Origin of the sequence: Fulvimonas yonginensis, from assembly GCF_037137055.1 — a bacterium.
Taxonomy (GTDB): domain Bacteria; phylum Pseudomonadota; class Gammaproteobacteria; order Xanthomonadales; family Rhodanobacteraceae; genus Frateuria_A; species Frateuria_A yonginensis.
On the sequence record NZ_JBBBNY010000002.1, the window covers coordinates 519,060 to 535,258 of the forward strand.

At 70.5% G+C, this 16,199-nt stretch carries 15 protein-coding genes, 1 rRNA gene and 1 pseudogene; 7 read left to right on the forward strand and 10 right to left on the reverse strand.

Translation table 11 applies throughout. The features are described from left to right. Positions 1 to 43: 43 nt before the first annotated feature. The 3 genes from WAT24_RS05660 to WAT24_RS05670 form a co-directional block, all read right to left on the reverse strand. Entirely contained in the window at positions 44 to 2,068 is a 2,025-nt protein-coding gene (locus WAT24_RS05660) for a sodium-translocating pyrophosphatase (RefSeq protein ID WP_336806880.1), read from the reverse strand. 237 nt (positions 2,069 to 2,305) lie between these two features. Next, positions 2,306 to 2,623 carry an RcnB family protein gene (locus WAT24_RS05665; RefSeq protein WP_336806848.1) on the reverse strand — a complete coding sequence of 106 codons (318 nt, stop codon included), beginning with the start codon at positions 2,621 to 2,623 and terminating at the stop codon, positions 2,306 to 2,308. A gap of 129 nt (positions 2,624 to 2,752) precedes the next feature. Further along, the gene (locus WAT24_RS05670; RefSeq protein WP_336806849.1) at positions 2,753 to 4,015 is read right to left on the reverse strand and encodes a 6-phosphofructokinase; all 1,263 of its coding nucleotides are present in this window, start codon (positions 4,013 to 4,015) and stop codon (positions 2,753 to 2,755) included. 172 nt (positions 4,016 to 4,187) lie between these two features. Here WAT24_RS05670 and WAT24_RS05675 point away from each other — a divergent pair, with 172 nt between their 5' ends. Next, the gene (locus WAT24_RS05675) at positions 4,188 to 4,772 is read left to right on the forward strand and encodes an adenylate kinase (protein WP_336806850.1); all 585 of its coding nucleotides are present in this window, start codon (positions 4,188 to 4,190) and stop codon (positions 4,770 to 4,772) included. Between the two features lie 163 nt (positions 4,773 to 4,935). Then, the gene (gene mpl / locus WAT24_RS05680; protein ID WP_336806851.1) at positions 4,936 to 6,291 is read left to right on the forward strand and encodes a UDP-N-acetylmuramate:L-alanyl-gamma-D-glutamyl-meso-diaminopimelate ligase; all 1,356 of its coding nucleotides are present in this window, start codon (positions 4,936 to 4,938) and stop codon (positions 6,289 to 6,291) included. Between the two features lie 116 nt (positions 6,292 to 6,407). Here the strand turns inward: mpl and WAT24_RS05685 are convergent, their stop codons facing one another. Further along, positions 6,408 to 7,802 carry a hypothetical protein gene (locus tag WAT24_RS05685; RefSeq protein WP_336806852.1) on the reverse strand — a complete coding sequence of 465 codons (1,395 nt, stop codon included), beginning with the start codon at positions 7,800 to 7,802 and terminating at the stop codon, positions 6,408 to 6,410. Continuing rightward, positions 7,799 to 8,716: an ABC transporter ATP-binding protein gene (locus tag WAT24_RS05690; RefSeq protein WP_336806853.1), complete on the reverse strand. Its 918-nt coding sequence runs from the start codon at positions 8,714 to 8,716 to the stop codon at positions 7,799 to 7,801. Before WAT24_RS05690 ends, WAT24_RS05685 begins: the two co-directional genes overlap by 4 nt. A 124-nt stretch (positions 8,717 to 8,840) precedes the next feature. Between WAT24_RS05690 and WAT24_RS05695 the strand changes: the two genes are divergently transcribed. Further along, positions 8,841 to 9,662: an SDR family oxidoreductase gene (locus WAT24_RS05695; RefSeq protein ID WP_336806854.1), complete on the forward strand. Its 822-nt coding sequence runs from the start codon at positions 8,841 to 8,843 to the stop codon at positions 9,660 to 9,662. 101 nt (positions 9,663 to 9,763) lie between these two features. On the opposite strand, the pseudogene WAT24_RS05700 reads toward WAT24_RS05695, so the two are convergent. Further along, positions 9,764 to 10,188 (reverse strand): annotated as a pseudogene (locus WAT24_RS05700) (C39 family peptidase); the annotation flags it as partial. A 142-nt stretch (positions 10,189 to 10,330) separates the two neighbouring features. Here WAT24_RS05700 and WAT24_RS05705 point away from each other — a divergent pair. Then, complete coding sequence (locus WAT24_RS05705) at positions 10,331 to 11,575, forward strand: acetylornithine/succinylornithine family transaminase (protein ID WP_336806855.1); 1,245 nt, start codon at positions 10,331 to 10,333, stop codon at positions 11,573 to 11,575. Then, positions 11,572 to 11,991 carry a VOC family protein gene (locus tag WAT24_RS05710; RefSeq protein WP_336806856.1) on the forward strand — a complete coding sequence of 140 codons (420 nt, stop codon included), beginning with the start codon at positions 11,572 to 11,574 and terminating at the stop codon, positions 11,989 to 11,991. Before WAT24_RS05705 ends, WAT24_RS05710 begins: the two co-directional genes overlap by 4 nt. 7 nt (positions 11,992 to 11,998) lie before the next feature. On the opposite strand, the gene WAT24_RS05715 is transcribed toward WAT24_RS05710, so the two are convergent. The 3 genes from WAT24_RS05715 to thiE are packed head-to-tail and all read right to left on the reverse strand — an operon-like array spanning position 11,999 to position 14,537. Next, positions 11,999 to 12,616 (reverse strand): HAD family hydrolase, encoded by a 618-nt coding sequence (locus tag WAT24_RS05715; RefSeq protein WP_336806857.1) that lies wholly within the window; start codon positions 12,614 to 12,616, stop codon positions 11,999 to 12,001. Then, positions 12,613 to 13,902 carry a glutamate-1-semialdehyde 2,1-aminomutase gene (gene hemL / locus WAT24_RS05720; RefSeq protein ID WP_336806858.1) on the reverse strand — a complete coding sequence of 430 codons (1,290 nt, stop codon included), beginning with the start codon at positions 13,900 to 13,902 and terminating at the stop codon, positions 12,613 to 12,615. The genes WAT24_RS05715 and hemL overlap by 4 nt, the downstream gene beginning before the upstream one ends. Beyond that, entirely contained in the window at positions 13,899 to 14,537 is a 639-nt protein-coding gene (thiE, locus tag WAT24_RS05725) for a thiamine phosphate synthase (RefSeq protein WP_336806859.1), read from the reverse strand. Before thiE ends, hemL begins: the two co-directional genes overlap by 4 nt. A gap of 85 nt (positions 14,538 to 14,622) precedes the next feature. On the opposite strand from thiE, the gene WAT24_RS05730 reads away from it, so the two are divergent. Then, positions 14,623 to 14,817, forward strand: a complete 195-nt coding sequence (locus WAT24_RS05730) for a rubredoxin (RefSeq protein ID WP_336806860.1) — start codon at positions 14,623 to 14,625, stop codon at positions 14,815 to 14,817. A gap of 203 nt (positions 14,818 to 15,020) precedes the next feature. On the opposite strand, the gene WAT24_RS05735 is transcribed toward WAT24_RS05730, so the two are convergent. Continuing rightward, positions 15,021 to 15,473, reverse strand: coding sequence for a DUF192 domain-containing protein (locus tag WAT24_RS05735; protein WP_336806861.1), 453 nt, complete (start codon positions 15,471 to 15,473; stop codon positions 15,021 to 15,023). A 438-nt stretch (positions 15,474 to 15,911) separates the two neighbouring features. Here WAT24_RS05735 and WAT24_RS05740 point away from each other — a divergent pair. After that, positions 15,912 to 16,199, forward strand: a 16S ribosomal RNA gene (locus WAT24_RS05740); the annotation flags it as partial.

Genomic DNA, 16,199 nt, shown 5'->3' on the forward strand with positions numbered 1-16,199 from the left:
GCCCGCACGAGCGGGCCTTTGCGGAGAACGTGGCGAACGATTCCTACAACAGCGGGATCAGCAAAAGCGCCACGATGTTGATGATCTTGATCAGCGGGTTGACCGCCGGGCCGGCGGTGTCCTTGTAGGGATCGCCCACGGTGTCGCCGGTGACCGCTGCCTTGTGCGCCTCCGAGCCCTTGCCACCGTGGTGGCCGTCCTCGATGTATTTCTTGGCGTTGTCCCAGGCGCCGCCGCCGGTGGTCATCGAGATGGCCACGAACAGGCCGGTGACGATGGTGCCGATCAGCACCCCGCCCAGCGCCTTGGGCCCCAGCAGCAGGCCGACCACGATCGGCACCACCACCGGCAGCAGTGAGGGCACGATCATCTCGCGGATCGCCGAGCGGGTGAGCATGTCCACCGCGCGCGAGTAATCCGGCTTGCCGGTGCCCTCCATGATGCCGGCGATGCTGCGGAACTGCCGGCGCACCTCCTCCACCACGGCGCCGGCCGCGCGCCCGACCGCCTCCATCGCCATGGCGCTGAACAGGTAGGGGATCAGGCCCCCGATCAGCAGGCCGATGATCACCATGTGGTCGGAGAGGTCGAAGGTGAAGGTCTTGCCGACGTTGTTGAGCGCCAGGTTGTGCGTGTAGTCGGCGAACAGCACCAGCGCAGCCAGCGCCGCCGAACCGATCGCGTAGCCCTTGGTCACCGCCTTGGTGGTGTTGCCCACCGCGTCCAGCGGGTCGGTGACGCCCCGCACTTCCGGCGGGAGGTCGGCCATCTCGGCGATGCCGCCGGCGTTGTCGGTGATCGGGCCGTAGGCATCCAGCGCGACGATCATGCCAGCCATCGACAGCATCGCGGTGGCCGCCACGGCGATGCCGTACAGGCCGCCCAGCGCGTGGGCGCCCCAGATCGCCGCGCACACCACGATCACCGGCCACGCGGTCGCCTTCATCGATACGCCCAGGCCGGCGATGATGTTGGTGCCGTGACCGGTGGTGGACGCCTGCGCGATGTGCTGCACCGGCTTGTACTGCGTGCCGGTGTAGTACTCGGTGATCCACACGATCAGGCCGGTGAGCACCAGGCCGATCAGCGCGCAGTAGAAGATGGAGGTGCCGGCGATCCCGCCGTCCACCGTCGCCAGCCCCTGCGGGAACAGCGTGCGCGTGACGAACCAGAAGCCGACCGCCGAAAGCACGGCGGAGATGATCACGCCCTTGTACAGCGCGCCCATGATCGAGCCGCCCTCGCGCGCCCGCACGAAGAAGGTCGCGATGATCGAGGCGATGATCGAGACGCCGCCCAGCACCAGCGGATAGAGCACCGCGTGCGGGTCGGCCGCGAAGGTGAGCCCGCCGAGCAGCATGGTGGCGATCACGGTCACCGCATAGGTCTCGAACAGGTCGGCCGCCATGCCGGCGCAGTCGCCTACGTTGTCGCCCACGTTGTCGGCGATCACCGCGGGATTGCGCGGGTCGTCCTCGGGGATGCCGGCCTCGACCTTGCCGACCAGGTCCGCGCCCACGTCGGCACCCTTGGTGAAGATGCCGCCGCCCAGGCGCGCGAAGATCGAGATCAGCGAGCTGCCGAAGGCCAGGCCGACCAGCGCGTGCAGCGGGTCGGGCACGCCCATCGCGTTGAGCACGAACCAGTAGCCGGCCACGCCCAGCAGCGCCAGGCCGACCACCAGCATGCCGGTGATCGCGCCGCCGCGGAAGGCCACGTCCATCGCTGCGCGGATGCCGCTGCGCGCGGCCTCGGCGGTGCGCACGTTGGCACGTACCGAAACGTTCATGCCGATGTAGCCGGTGGCACCGGACAGCACCGCGCCGATCAGGAAGCCGATCGCGGTGAACCAGTTGAGGAAGAAGCCGATCAGGACCAGCAGCACGACGCCGGCCAGCGCGATGGTGCCGTACTGGCGATTGAGGTAGGCGCGGGCGCCTTCCTGGATCGCCGCCGCGATCGCCTGCATGCGCTCGTTGCCGGCCGAGCGGCCGAGCACCCAGCGTACCGAGAACAACCCGTAGAGAATCGCGACGACCGCGCACCCCAGCGCGATCCACAACCACATACCGTCCTGCTGCTGCATTCGGTGCCTCCCCAGGTGAGTGGATACCGCGACAGGCGGGTTGCCTCGACGGGCAGCTCGCCCTCGGCCGCCGCAACAGCGGCCTCGGCGAGTATAGGCAGGGGAGATGTGATTGATTGTTGTGCGCCGCAGCGCTTGGGTGCCCGCGGGGCGCCGGCGCTGCCGCAAACGCACGCGGCCGGAGCGCACGGGCCCCGGCCGCGGATCGGCATCCCGTCGTCAGTTCAGCACGTAATCGAGGATGATGCCGGTGGCGATGGCAACGAGAACGTAGTTGTCGTCGTCGTCGCGGACCCAGTGGTAGCCGCGCGGCGGCGGACGCAGGTGGTATTCCTCGTAGTCGCGCACGACCACGATCGGGCCGTCGTAGCGATGGCCGCGCTCCCAGCGATGCCCACGACCGTGCCAGCCCTGGTCGTGGTAGCCGTCGTGCTTCGGGCCGTGGCCATGGCCATGGCCATGGTCCTGGTGGGCCAGCGCCATGCCGCTGGCGGCCAGCAGGGGCAGGGCGAGCAAGGTGCTCAGCAGGATCTTCATCGTGTCTCTCCCTATGCCGGGCGCGCGGCCCGGGTGATCCGCAGCCTAGGAAGCTGCGACTGAACGCATGGTAGCCGCCTCCACGCGGCCTTCACGTGATGCCCAGCAAGGAAACGGGTGCCTGCCGGCTCAGCGGAAGGCAGGCAGGCGCCTGGGGACGGCCACGTTGCGCAGCGAGGCGTAGGCCGGCAGGCCGTCCTTGCCGTACGGTGGCGGCGCCTCGCCGCGGATCAGCGGCGACAGGTAGCGGCGGGCGGCGGCGGTGATGCCGAAGCCGTCGCGCCGGATGAAGCCCCTGGGCAGCTTCTTCTCGCGGTTGGCGACCTTCTTCAGCTCGGCCGGTTCGATCTTCCAGCGATAAGGGGCGTCCGAAGTACGCACGATCACCGGCATCACTGCATTCATCCCGGCCAGCGCGAACTCCACCGCGGCGCGGCCCACGGCGTAGGCCTGCAGTGCGTCGGTGGCCGAGGCCAGGTGGCGGGCCGAGCGCTGCAGGTAGTCCGGCAGCGCCCAGTGCACCTTGTACGCGAGCCTGTCCTTGACCAGCTGCGCCAGTACCGAGGCGGCGCCGCCGAGCTGGGCGTGGCCGAAGGCGTCGCGCGTGCCGCCCTCGGCCAGGAAGCGCCCGGCGGCATCGCGTACGCCCTCGGAGACGACCACCGTGCACCAGCCCACGCGTTCCACCGTGGCCTCGACCTTGGCCAGGAAGGCCGCCTCGTCGAACACGTTCTCGGGAAACAGGATCACGTGCGGCGGCGCATCCGGGCCGTCGCCGGCCAGGCCGGCGGCGGCGGCGATCCAGCCGGCGTGGCGGCCCATCACTTCCAGCACGAACACCTTGGTCGAGGTGTCGGCCATCGAGGCCACGTCCAGGCTCGCCTCCCGTACCGACACGGCGGTGTACTTGGCGACCGAGCCGAAGCCCGGGCAGCAGTCGGTGACAGCCAGGTCGTTGTCGACGGTCTTGGGTACACCGATGCAGCGGATGTCGTAGCCCATCGCCTTGCCGAGCTGGGAGATCTTCAGCGCGGTGTCGGCCGAGTCGTTGCCGCCGTTGTAGAGGAACCAGCGGATGTCGTGCGCGCGCAGCACCTCGATCAGGCGCTCGTACTCGGCACGGTTGGCTTCCAGCGACTTGAGCTTGTAGCGGCACGAGCCGAAGGCCCCGCCGGGCGTGTGGCGCAACGCGGCGATCGCCGACTTCGACTCCTTCGTGGTGTCGATGAGGTCCTCGCGCAGCGCCCCCAGGATGCCGTTGCGCGCCGCGTACACCGGCACGCCCTGCGCGCGCGCCGCCTCGATCACGCCCGCGGCGGTGGCGTTGATCACCGCGGTGACACCGCCGGACTGGGCGTAGAGCAGGCGGCCGGAACGGGAAGATGGACTCATGGCGATCTCCTGGCAGACATGGGCGTGCGCCCTTCCGAAACAGCGACTTGCCGCGCATTGCGGCATCGCTTGGTTTGACGCTGGCGGGCCCCAGACGGTACTTTGACGCCCCTTGGGTGAAATCTGGCGAACCGCCGCAAGCGTGCGTGCGGACCACACGCCCCGGAGCATTATGCGACTCGTCCTACTCGGTGCGCCCGGTTCGGGCAAAGGCACGCAGGCCGCGCGGCTGAAGACCGACCTCAACGTACCGCACATCTCCACCGGCGACATGCTGCGCGCCGCGGTCGCCGCGGGCACGCCGCTGGGCCTGAAGGCCAAGGCGGTGATGGACGCCGGCCAGCTGGTGTCCGACGACATCCTGCTCGGCATGCTGGAGGAGCGCCTGGCCCAGGACGACGCCCGCAACGGCTTCATCCTCGACGGCTACCCGCGCAACCTGGCCCAGGCCGACGCGCTGGACCACCTGCTTGCCCGCATCCGCCAGCCGCTCGACGCGGTAGTCAAGCTGGACGTGCCGAACGAAGCGATCATCGGCCGCTGCCAGATCCGTTTCCAGGCGGAGAACCGCGCCGACGACAACCCCGAGACGGTGCGCAAGCGGCTGGACGTCTACGCCGAGCAGACCGCGCCGGTGGCGGACTTCTATGCCAGGCGTGGCAAGCTGCAGGTGGTCGACGGCGTCGGCTCGCTGGACGAGGTGACCGCCCGCATCAAGCGTGCGCTGCGGAGCGAATCGGCGGCCGCCAACGGCTGACCCATCCGCTCCCTCGCTCCGCCGGGGAGACGGCAAGGGCGAGGCGGCCCCGAGCGCCAGTTCGATACGCCCCACTTCCCGGCAAGCCCCGTACCCTCACCCCCAGCCCCTCTCCCGGCGGGAGAGGGAGCCAACACCGGTGAGAGGGAGGGTTATCCAAGACATGCGCCTGCACATCCTCGGCATCTGCGGCACCTTCATGGGCGGCGTGGCGGCGCTCGCGCGCGAGCTAGGCGTCACCGTCGAGGGCTCCGATGCGGCCGTCTATCCGCCGATGAGCACCCAGCTCGAGGCGCTGGGCATCCGCCTGATGGACGGCTATACGGCCGACCACCTGCGGCCCGCGCCCGACCTGGTGGTGGTCGGCAACGCCATGGCGCGCGGCAACCCTGCGGTCGAATACATGCTGGATCAAGGCCTGCGCTACGTCTCGGGGCCGCAGTGGCTGGGCGAGACGGTGCTGGCCGGGCGCGAGGTTCTGGCGGTGGCCGGCACGCACGGCAAGACCACCACCACCAGCCTGCTGGCGCACCTGCTGGACAGCGCCGGCACGGCGCCGGGCTTCCTGATCGGCGGCGTGCCGGGCAACTTCGGCGTGTCCGCACGACTGGGCGGGGTCGGCGCGCCGTTCGTGATCGAGGCGGACGAATACGACACCGCGTTCTTCGACAAGCGCTCGAAGTTCGTGCACTACCGTCCGCGCATCGCGATCCTCAACAACCTCGAGTACGACCACGCAGACATCTTTCCAGACCTGGCTGCGATCCAGCGCCAGTTCCACCACCTGGTGCGCACCGTGCCGGGCAACGGCCGGCTGATCGTCAACGCGCACGACACCGCGCTGGCCGAGGTGCTCGCGATGGGCTGCTGGACGCCGGTGGAAACCTTCGGCATCGGCCAGGGCGACTGGCAGGCGCGGCTGGTCGAGGCGGACGGTTCGGTGTTCGAGGTCAGTCGCCGTGGCGAGCGGCTGGGCGAGGTGCGCTGGTCGCTGCTTGGCAACCACAGCGTGCTCAATGCGCTGGCCGCGCTGGCCGCCGCGGCGGCGGCCGGCGCCGACCCGCGCGCGCTGCTGCCGGCCTTTGCCGGCTTCGAGAGCGTCAAGCGGCGGATGGAACTCGTCGGCGAGGCCGCCGGCGTGCGCGTCTACGACGATTTCGCGCACCACCCGACGGCGATCGCCACCACGCTCGCCGGCCTGCGCGCGAAGGTGGGTCGGGCGCGCATCCTGGTCGCGCTGGAGCCGCGTTCGAACTCGATGCGTCTGGGCGCGCACGCCGCCGGCCTGGCGCCGTCGCTGGCCGATGCGGACGCAGTGGTGTTCCTGCACCGCCCGGAACTGCCGTGGGATGCGGCCCGCGTCACCGGTGCGCTGGCCGGCCGCGGCCGGACCGCGCCGAGCGTCGCCGCGCTGATCGATGCACTGCGCGCGCAGGTGCGACCGGGCGACCATGTGGTGTTCATGTCCAACGGCGGCTTCGAGAATGCGCCGCGCCGCTTCATCGACGCGTTGGCCTGACCCGGGCGTGGTTCCGGATGGCGGCAGGAGCGAGCTTGCTCGCGATGCTTCGTGACCTTCGATGGCCGAGCCAAGGCACCGCGAGCAAGCCCGCCCCTACGTGAAGGTGGCCCGGCTCATGCGAGCGGCGCGTCGAAGCAGGGCTCGCGTCCCACGTACTCCCGTTGCGCGGCGAACCATACGGACAGCCCGAAGCCCAGGGTGACCAGCGCCAGCAGACCGCCGCCGAACGCGTAGCCCAACGCGTGGATCAGCCATACGCCGCCCCAGTACGTCGCGGTCGTGCCCGCCAGCACCAGTGCGTTGACCAGTTGCCGGCCGACGGTGTTCTGTGGCCCGACCAGGTGCACGGCGAGCGCCACCAGGGCGCCGGCGCTGGCGACGATCAGCGTGGTCAGCAGCATCAGGCCCGGCTGCGTGGCGCGGGTGAGCAGGATGCCGAGGGCGGTGTAGGCCAGCGCCGTGAGCGTGCCGATCGGCACCAGCACGAGCAGGGCATCGGCCAGCGTGCGCTGGTAGTCGGCGCGGGTGGGTGGTGCCAGGGTCAGGTACAGGTCGGCCAGGTTGGGCCGCATCCGCAGCATGCCGCGGCCGACCTGCGGGAAGCGCGCCAGCGCCACGATCACCGCATAGGCGCCCACCACGGTCGCGTCGAAGTGCTGGCGGTGCAGCACGACCAGCAGATACAGCGCGGCGAACATTGCCATGATCGCCACCCGCAGGGTCAGCGCGCCGAGATTGTCGTGCGGCAGCAGCAGCCGACGCACGAGCGCGAGCCGGTGCGCCGCACTGGGGGCAGTGCGGTAGCGGCCCAGGGCCCGCTCCATGGCGCGCTGGCCCAGCGTGTCGAACCAGTCCTCGATGCGCCGGCCCAGCGCGCTGTGGCGCACTGGCGATTCGGGCGCGCTGCCGCGTCCCAGGCTCAGGCCCTCCAGCGGCGAGGTCGCCGGTGCGCGATCGGCGATGCGCAGCATCGGCCGCAGCGCGAGCCGCAGCAGCAGCCAGGCGGTCAACAGCAGCAGCGGCACGGTAAGCGGCGAGCGCAGCGCGCCGTGCACCACCGCCGTGGCGAAGCCCGGCATCCAGCCGGCGAGGATCAGCAGGGGCCAGAACAGCAGGCTGATCCAGCGCTCCACGCCCATCGCGAAGCCCATCGCCGCGGCCAGCGCCAGGGCAGCGATGGCCAGGCCCGCGTGCGGCACGCGCAGACCCAGCGCCAGCAGACCGGGCAGCAGCACCCATTGCACCGCATCGGCCAGCCCCAGGCCGGTCAGGTGGCGGCGAAAGCCCGGCAGCAGGAAGGTCTCCGCCCGGCAGGCGCCACGCAGCACCAGCCCCAGGCCCATGTGCCAGAACCAGCTGCCCACCGCGAGCAGCATGCCGCCCAGCGCGGCGCCGTCCGGCACCGTCAGCGCCGCCGCCAGCGCGCCCAGCCACAGCGACTGCGCGATGGTGGCCAGCACCGGCATCTGCCGGCACGGCAGCAGCCACAGCTGGACGAGCGCCTTCATGCCAGTTCCACGAACAGGTCTTCCAGCGTCGGCATCTCGATGCGCAGGCTGGCGTCGAGGTCCTTGGCCAGCTGGTGCAGCCGTTCCGGCGGCACGTCCTCCAGCAGCAGGTGCAGTCGCTCCCCGGCGACGCGCAGCTTGAGCGCGCCGTCCACCGTAGGCAGCTGCGCCCAGCCGGCCGGGCGGCTCAGCACCGCGTGGCACAGCCGCGCCTTCAGCTCCGCCAGCGGGCGGGTGAACTGGATGCGCCCGTCGCGCAGCAGGGCGATGTCGGCGTCGGCCCGCTCCAGGTCGGCGGTGATGTGGGTGGAGAAGATCACCGTCTTGTCCGGCGCACGCATGAGCGCGAGCAGCTCGGCCATGAACGCCCGCCGCGCCTGCGGATCCAGGCTGGCGACCGGCTCGTCCAGGACCAGCAGGTCCGGCTCCGGCGCGATCGCCCGCACGATCGCCAGCTTCTGCCGCTGGCCCTGCGAAAGCTGGCCGATCTTCTGTCCCGGATCGAGCTGCCATTCGCCGAGCAGGCGCGCCGCGAGCGCGTGGTTCCAGCGCGCGTAGAAGGCGGCGGTGAAATCCAGGTAGGCGCGCACCTTCATCCAGGGGAACAGGTCGAAGCTCTGCGGCACGAAGCCGACGCGGTGCATGCGCGTGCCGCCCGGCTCGACCATGGGCGCGCCGAACAGCTCCACGCTGCCGCCGTCGACAGGGGACAGCCCGAGCAGGCAGCGCAACAGCGTGGTCTTGCCCGCCCCGTTGCGCCCGAGCAGGCCGATCACGCGGCCGGCCAGCACCTCCCAGTCCACCCCGCGCAGCACCTCGCGCCGCTCGAAGGCCTTGCGCAGGCCGCGCACGCAAAGCAGTGGCGTCTGGGCGGACGTCGTGCTGGGGGCGGGGAAGGGCGTGATGGTGGCCATCGGCACCTGGCTCCGGTTGAGGCTTCACTGTGGCCTCGCGCGATCCTCACGTCCAGTGATGGGTGTCACGCGCGTGCGGCGCGCCGGGGTATCCTGCGCTCCCTTGCGCCATCGCCCGAACGCCATGGAAACCACGCTGGCCGGCAAGACCCTGTTCATCACCGGCGCCTCGCGCGGCATCGGCCTGGCGATCGCCCTGCGTGCCGCACGCGACGGCGCGAACGTGGCGATCGCCGCCAAGAGCGGGGTGCCCAATCCCAAGCTGCCGGGCACCATCCATACGGCTGCGGCGGCGGTGGAGCAGGCCGGCGGCACCCCGCTGGCGCTCAAGGTGGACATCCGCGACGAGGCGCAGGTGCAAGCGGCGGTGGCACGGACCGCCGAGCGCTTCGGTGGCATCGACATCGTGGTCAACAACGCCAGTGCCATCTGGCTGGCCGGGGTCGAGGGCACGCCGGTCAAGCGCTTCGACCTGATGAGTCAGGTCAACACGCGCGGCACCTTCGTGGTCACCCAGGCCTGCCTGCCCTACCTCAAGCGCGCCGCCAACCCGCACGTGCTGATGCTGGCGCCGCCACCCAGCCTGGACCCGAAGTGGTACGCCCCGCACACCGCCTACACCATCGCCAAGATGGGCATGAGCCTGTGCGTGCTGGGGATGAGCGCCGAATTCGCGCCGCGCGGCATCGCCGTGAACGCACTGTGGCCGCGCACGGTGATCGCCACCGCCGCGATCGGGATGATCGAGGGTGTGCGCCCCGAGCAGTGCCGGCGGCCCGAGATCGTGGCCGATGCCGCTCACGTCATCCTCACGCGGCCGGCGCGCGAGTTCACCGGCCGGTTCGCGATCGACGAAGCGCTGCTGCGCGAAGCGGGGGTGCGGGATTTCGGGGCCTACGCGATGCAGCCGGGCGGGACGTTGCTGCCGGACCTGTTCCTGGATTGACGCCGTTTCCAGGTCGCCCGTCGCCGGGTTGTCCCATCGTCTTGTGATGTCCATCACGGTTCGTCGCTCCGGAAAGGTCGGCGGGCAGCCGACTCCCGGCTTACCGCGCGCGAGGGCCAGGCGCGCATCAAATCGGACAGCGCCACGCTGCGGTCGCCGAGCATCGGGGCCAGTTCCGCGGTGTCGCTGTGCACCTGCTTGAGCACCACGAGGTGGCGGAAGCCACGCACGTCCATCAGCACCAGTCCGGGCACGCGCAAGCTGCGCAGGCGCGCCGCATCGATGCGGTAGCCGCGTCGCGCATGCCCAGCGCTTCCACGCAGTGCTCGATGTCCAGCAGGGAAAAGCCCCCGCTGCTTGACCGGCTCCTCGTCGGGCACGCCGAGCATGCCCTGGATCACCACCTGCTCGTCCACGTCCAGGTCGTGGGCCCAGCGCAAGATGGGGGCCAGCATCCCGCGCCACAGCTGTGGTCGGTGTGCTGGCGCACCGGGTCGCGGTAGCGCGCCTCCTGCATGCGCTGCACGGCATGCACCTACAGGCTGCCGTCCGGCAGCTGCTACAGCCCCCTCGGGGCGACCAGCGGCAGTGCTAGCATGTGCGGGCGACGTCCCCGTCGTATCCCCCTGCATGTCGCGGCGGCGCCTGCGCGCTGCCGGAGAGTGGCCATGTCCCCGCAAGACGCTTCGCTGATCGATCTGGCCCGGCGCTACTGGCTGCCGGTGTACCGCCCGCGCGAACTGGTGCTCGACCACGGCCGCGGCGCGCGGCTGTGGGATACGCAGGGCCGCGACTACGTCGATTTCGGCGCCGGCATCGCCGTCAACGGCCTGGGCCACCAGGACCCGGACCTGCTCGCCGCGCTCACCGCGCAGGCGCACAAGCTCTGGCACAGCAGCAACGTGTTCTACACCGAGCCGCCGCTGCGCCTGGCCGAGGAGCTGGTGGAGGCGTCCGGTTTCGCCGAGCGCGTGTTCCTGTGCAATTCCGGCGCCGAGGCGAACGAGGCGGCGATCAAGCTGGTCCGTCGCTGGGCCGCCACGCAGGGGCGCGAGGCCGGGCGGCGGGTGATCGTCACCTTCCGCGGTTCCTTCCATGGCCGCACGCTCGCCACCGTCACCGCGACGGCCCAGCCGAAGTACCAGGAAGGCTACGAGCCGCTGCCCGGCGGCTTCCGCTACATCGACTTCAACGACGTGGCGGCGCTGGAGGCGGCCTTCGCGCACGGCGACGTGGCGGCGGTGATGCTCGAGCCGGTGCAGGGCGAGGGCGGCGTGCGTCCCGCGGCGCCGGGTTTCCTGCAGGCCGCGCGCACGTTGTGCGACCGCCACGGCGCACTGCTGGTGCTGGACGAGATCCAGTGCGGCATGGGCCGTACCGGCACCTTGTTCGCGCACGTGCAGGACGGCGTCACGCCGGACATCGTGACGCTGGCCAAGGCGCTGGGCGCCGGCTTCCCGATCGGCGCCATGCTGGCCGGGCCGAGGGTCGCCGGGATCATGCAGGTCGGCGCGCACGGATCCACCTTCGGCGGCAACCCGCTGGCCGCGGCGGTGGCCCGCGTGGCGCTGGCCAAGCTGGGTTCGCCCGCGGTGCTGCTCAACGTCGAGCGCCAGGCGAACGAACTGCGCAGCGGCCTGGCCCGCCTCGACGAGGAACTGGGCCTGTTCGAGGAAGTACGCGGTCGCGGCCTGATGCTGGGCGCCGCCCTGGCCGAGCCGCACCGCGGCAAGGCGGCGGCGATCCTGGACCTGGCCGCGGCGCACGGCGTGCTGCTGCTGCAGGCCGGCCCCGACGTGCTGCGCCTGCTGCCGCCGTTGACCATCACCGACGAGGAGCTGGCCGAGGGCCTGGAGCGCCTGCGCGCGGCGCTCATCGCCTTCCTCGCCGCACCCGCTGGAGAAACGCCATGAAATACCTGCACACCATGGTCCGCGTGCGCGACCTGGACGCGTCGCTGCGCTTCTATTGCGAGGGCCTGGGCCTGCGCGAGGTGCGCCGCAAGGAGGTGCCCGAGGGCAAGTACACGCTGGTGTTCCTCGCCGCACCGGACAGCCCAGAGGCGGAGCTCGAGCTCACCTACAACTGGGGCTCGCAGGAAGACTACGGCTCGGCGCGCAACTTCGGCCACCTGGCCTTCCGCGTGGAGGACATCTACGCCACCTGCCGGCGCCTGATGGACATGGGCTACACCATCCACCGCCCGCCGCGCGACGGCCACATGGCGTTCGTGCGCTCGCCCGACCTGATCTCGATCGAGCTGTTGCAGGAAGGTCACCTGCCGCCGCAGGAGCCGTGGGCGTCGATGCCGAACACCGGCACCTGGTGAGCGGCCCTCAGGTCAGGCCGAGATCGGCCAGCGTGCGTTCGAGGGCCGCCCGATCGACGAAGCAGTGGCCGGACAGGCCGGCCGCGCGGGCGCCGTCGACGTTGGCAAGGTTGTCGTCGACGAACAGCGTGCTCGCAGGCGACAGCGCCAGCGCATCGAGACAGCGCAGATAGGCCGCGGGTGCGGGCTTGGCTGCGCCCAGCACGGCGGAACAGAACGCGCGCCCCTCGAACAGCGGGAACAGCGCCGGCACGATGGCCGGCCAGCGCTCGGCCATCAGCGTGCCGTTGTTGCTCAGCACGGCTACCGTGAGGCCGCGCTCCCGCAGGGCTCCGGCGAGCGCCAGCATCGGCGGCCGCACGCGGGTCGCGGCGCGGCGGGCGTCGACCCAGGCGTCGGCCGGGACCGTGCAGTCGAGCTCGCGCCCGAGCGCCGCGAGGTAGGCCGGGGTGTCGAGCCGGCCGGCGTCGGCAGCGTCCTCGATGCCCGAGGCGTAGATCGCCGCGTGCACATCCTTCGCGCGGCGATCCAGGTGCCGGGCCAGGGTGGCCACGCGCACGCCGCGGTCATAGTCGGCCAGCACGCCGTCCAGATCGAACAGCATGCAGCGCGGGGGCGGATTCACGCCGCGGCCTTGGCCTCGCGCAGGGCGCCGCGCGCGGCTTCCAGCGTGTCGGCGACGTCCTGCTCGCCGTGCGCGCCGGAGAGGAAGCCCGCCTCGAACGCGCTGGGCGCCAGGTACACGCCGCGCTTGAGCATGCCGTGGAAGAAGCGGTTGAACAGCGCGGTGTCGGCGGCGGTGGCCTGGGCGTAGCTCTCCACCTTTTCGCGGGTGAAGAACAGGCCGAACATGCCGCCCACGCGGTTGGTGCTGAACGGCACGCCTTCGGCGTCGGCGATCGCCTGCAGGCCGTCGCAGAGCAGGCGCGTCTTCGCCGCCAGGGCATCGTGGAAGCCGGGCGCCTGGATCAGCTCCAGCATCGCCAGGCCGGCCGCCATCGCCACCGGGTTGCCCGACAGCGTGCCTGCCTGGTAGACCGGCCCGGCCGGCGCCACCTGTTCCATCAGCGCGCGTCGGCCGCCGTAGGCGCCGACCGGCATGCCGCCGCCGATCACCTTGCCGAAGGTGGTCAGGTCCGGCGTCACGCCGTAATGCGCCTGCGCGCCGCCGAGCGCCACGCGGAAGCCGGTCATCACCTCGTCGAAGATCAGCAGGGCGCCGTGGCGCGTGCACAGCTCGCGCAGGCCTGCGAGGTAGCCGTCTTTCGGCGGGATGCAGTTCATGTTGCCCGCCACCGGCTCGATGATCAGCCCGGCGATGTCGCCGCCGTGCTCGGCGAACAGCGCCTCGGCAGCGGCCAGGTCGTTGTAGGGCAGGGTGAGGGTGAGGTCCGCCGCGGCCTTGGGCACGCCCGGCGAGGTCGGCACGCCGAAGGTGAGCGCGCCGGAACCGGCCTTGACCAGGAAGCTGTCGCCGTGGCCGTGGTAGCAACCCTCGAACTTCACGATCTTGCTGCGGCCGGTGGCGCCGCGCGCCAGGCGGATCGCCGACATGGTCGCCTCGGTGCCGGAGTTGACCATGCGCACCATCTCCACCGAGGGCACCAGCCGCACGATGGTCTCGGCCATCGTCACCTCGGCCGGCGAAGGCGTGCCGAAGGACAGGCCGTCGCGCACCGCCCGCTCCACCGCCTCGCGCACGCGCGGGTGGTTGTGGCCGACGATCATCGGGCCCCACGAGCCGACGTAGTCGATGTAGCGCGTTCCTTCCACGTCCCACAGGTAGGCGCCGTCCGCGCGCGCGGTGAAGAACGGTTCGCCGCCGACCGACTTGAAGGCGCGCACCGGCGAGTTGACGCCGCCGGGCATCAGGCGCAGCGCGCGCTGGAAGAGTTCGTGGTTGCTGGTCATCGGTGCGGATTCCGGCTGGAGGATGCGTAGAGGTCGGCGAAGCGCCGGGCCGCGACGCGGACGTCGGGGGCGCCGAAAACGGCGGAGACGGCCGCGAGGTAGTCGGCGCCGGCGTCGACCAGGGCCGCGCCATTGTCCGGGGTGATGCCGCCGATCGCCACCCGCGGCACGCCCAGTGTGGCGCTCTGCCTCAGCAGGTCGGTCGGCGCCAGTCGCGCCTGCGGCAGGGTCGGCGAGGGGAAGAATGCGCCGAAGGAAACGTAGCTGGCACCGGCCGCGACCATCGCCCGCGCTCGCTCGAGGGAGTCGAAGCAGGACACGCCGACGATCGCGTGCGGGCCCAGCCGCAGGCGGGCGTCCTCGATGCCTTCCGCCGTTTCGCCCAGGTGCACGCCGGCCGCGCCCACCGCCCGTGCCAGCGTGGCATCGCCGTTGACCAGCAGCGGCACGCCGTAATCGTCGCAGAGCCGCTTGAGCGCCTGCGCCTCGGCCAGCCGCCGGACAGGGGCGTCGCCGAGATCGCGGTACTGCAGCAGCCGCGCGCCACCGGCCAGCGCCTGTTGCGCAGCGTCGAGAAGATCGTCGCGTGGCCCGTCGGTGATCGCGTACAGACCGCATGAAGGGAAGTCGGGCATGGGATGCTCCGGAGGGCCGCCGTGCTTCCGCTTCGGCGGGGGAGTTGCGACAATGACGCATTCACTTGCTGGCGAAGACCTGTCGATGAGCACCGAGCCCCAACCCACCGCGCTGCGCAAATGGATGTGCGTCGTCTGCGGCTTCATCTATGACGAAGCGCTGGGCCTGCCCGAGGAGGGCATCGAGCCCGGCACGCGCTGGGAGGACGTGCCCGACACCTGGACCTGTCCGGACTGCGGTGCGACCAAGGACGATTTCGAGATGGTCGAAGTCGACTGATCGGCGCCTCACGCATGCCCGCAAACGGCCCGGTTCCGTCATCGTACGGACCGGGCCGTGTGCTGTGATGGGTCCGCAGCCACGAGGAGGCACGCCATGCAGCAGTTCATTCCTTTCGAGGACGACTGGGACGCGCTGGAGCGGCTGGATCCGGCGCGGCTGGTTCCCTACCAGGTCGGGCTCCCCTGCCAGCGCGGCGCCGCTCAGTGCACCGTGCCGATGTCGCCTTCCACGGTGAGTTCGTCGCCGGCCTGCACGCCGATCCGCCGCGCGGTACCGGCCGGCAGCTCGAGCACGTAGCGCGCTGGCGCGTCGCTGGGGTAGCTCGGGCACGGGTCGGCCTTGCACGGCGGCACGTCGAGCTGCATCGACACCAGTTTGCGGCCGTCGTCGAAGTACAGGATGTCCAGCGGGATCAGCGTGTTCTTCATCCAGAACCAGCGCGGCTCCGAGTCGGGGAACACGAACAGCATGCTGTGATCGGCCGCCAGGTCGGTGCGCATCATCAGGCCGCGCTCGCGGCTGGCATCGTCGGTCGCGAACTCGGTGGAGAAGCGATGCCCGTGCAGTTCCACCGCCGGCGCGGAAGCGCGCGGGGCGGCCGCCGCACAGCCGGCGACGAGCAACAGCAGGGACACGAGCGGCAGTCGTTTCATCACGCGGATCCTCGGGTGAAGGGAGCTGTCGAGTGTAGCGGTTGAACCGCGCCCCAACGGAGCAGAAAAAAGCTCTACGCCCCCTTCACAGGATGCTCGGGCGGCGCTATGATTCTCGCCCCTTCGACGAGGCCGTCCTCGCGAGGCTTTCTCCCTCTCCCCGCGACGAAGTTTCTTCTCACTGGGTGTTGACGGGCCGAGAAAGGGATGTAGAATGGGCGGCTCACCCGGGACGAAAGGTCTCGGGGCGATCTGAAGAAAGGATCGCAAGTGATTGATCTTTGACAGTGTGCGCAGGTGACTTGTGTGGGCGCCTTGCGGTGGATGGATGACTGTCCAACACATGCAAGCGTCTAACCTAAGAGTCAATTCAAAGCTTGACGTTTTACGGTTAGGACAACGCTTCAGAAAGATAGATGGCTACGGCCATCGAAAACTTAAGTGAAGAGTTTGATCCTGGCTCAGATTGAACGCTGGCGGCATGCCTAACACATGCAAGTCGAACGGCAGCATGACCTAGCTTGCTAGGTTGATGGCGAGTGGCGGACGGGTGAGTAAAGCATCGGGACCTGCCCAGACGTGGGGGATAACGTAGGGAAACTTACGCTAATACCGCATACGTCCTACGGGAGAAAGCGGGGGACCTTCGGGCCTCGCGCGGTTGGATGGACCGATGTCCGATTAGCTAGTTGGCGGGGTAATGGCCCACCAAGGCGACGATCGGTA

Excerpts from the sequence above, each read along its gene's own strand:
- WAT24_RS05660 (WP_336806880.1), bottom strand. The coding sequence starts at position 2,068 with ATGTGGTTGTGGATCGCGCTGGGGTGCGCGGTCGTCGCGATTCTCTAC.
- WAT24_RS05665 (WP_336806848.1), bottom strand. The coding sequence starts at position 2,623 with ATGAAGATCCTGCTGAGCACCTTGCTCGCCCTGCCCCTGCTGGCCGCC.
- WAT24_RS05670 (WP_336806849.1), bottom strand. The coding sequence starts at position 4,015 with ATGAGTCCATCTTCCCGTTCCGGCCGCCTGCTCTACGCCCAGTCCGGC.
- WAT24_RS05675 (WP_336806850.1), top strand. The coding sequence starts at position 4,188 with ATGCGACTCGTCCTACTCGGTGCGCCCGGTTCGGGCAAAGGCACGCAG.
- mpl (WP_336806851.1), top strand. The coding sequence starts at position 4,936 with ATGCGCCTGCACATCCTCGGCATCTGCGGCACCTTCATGGGCGGCGTG.
- WAT24_RS05685 (WP_336806852.1), bottom strand. The coding sequence starts at position 7,802 with ATGAAGGCGCTCGTCCAGCTGTGGCTGCTGCCGTGCCGGCAGATGCCG.
- WAT24_RS05690 (WP_336806853.1), bottom strand. The coding sequence starts at position 8,716 with ATGGCCACCATCACGCCCTTCCCCGCCCCCAGCACGACGTCCGCCCAG.
- WAT24_RS05695 (WP_336806854.1), top strand. The coding sequence starts at position 8,841 with ATGGAAACCACGCTGGCCGGCAAGACCCTGTTCATCACCGGCGCCTCG.
- WAT24_RS05705 (WP_336806855.1), top strand. The coding sequence starts at position 10,331 with ATGTCCCCGCAAGACGCTTCGCTGATCGATCTGGCCCGGCGCTACTGG.
- WAT24_RS05710 (WP_336806856.1), top strand. The coding sequence starts at position 11,572 with ATGAAATACCTGCACACCATGGTCCGCGTGCGCGACCTGGACGCGTCG.
- hemL (WP_336806858.1), bottom strand. The coding sequence starts at position 13,902 with ATGACCAGCAACCACGAACTCTTCCAGCGCGCGCTGCGCCTGATGCCC.
- thiE (WP_336806859.1), bottom strand. The coding sequence starts at position 14,537 with ATGCCCGACTTCCCTTCATGCGGTCTGTACGCGATCACCGACGGGCCA.
- WAT24_RS05730 (WP_336806860.1), top strand. The coding sequence starts at position 14,623 with ATGAGCACCGAGCCCCAACCCACCGCGCTGCGCAAATGGATGTGCGTC.
- WAT24_RS05735 (WP_336806861.1), bottom strand. The coding sequence starts at position 15,473 with ATGAAACGACTGCCGCTCGTGTCCCTGCTGTTGCTCGTCGCCGGCTGT.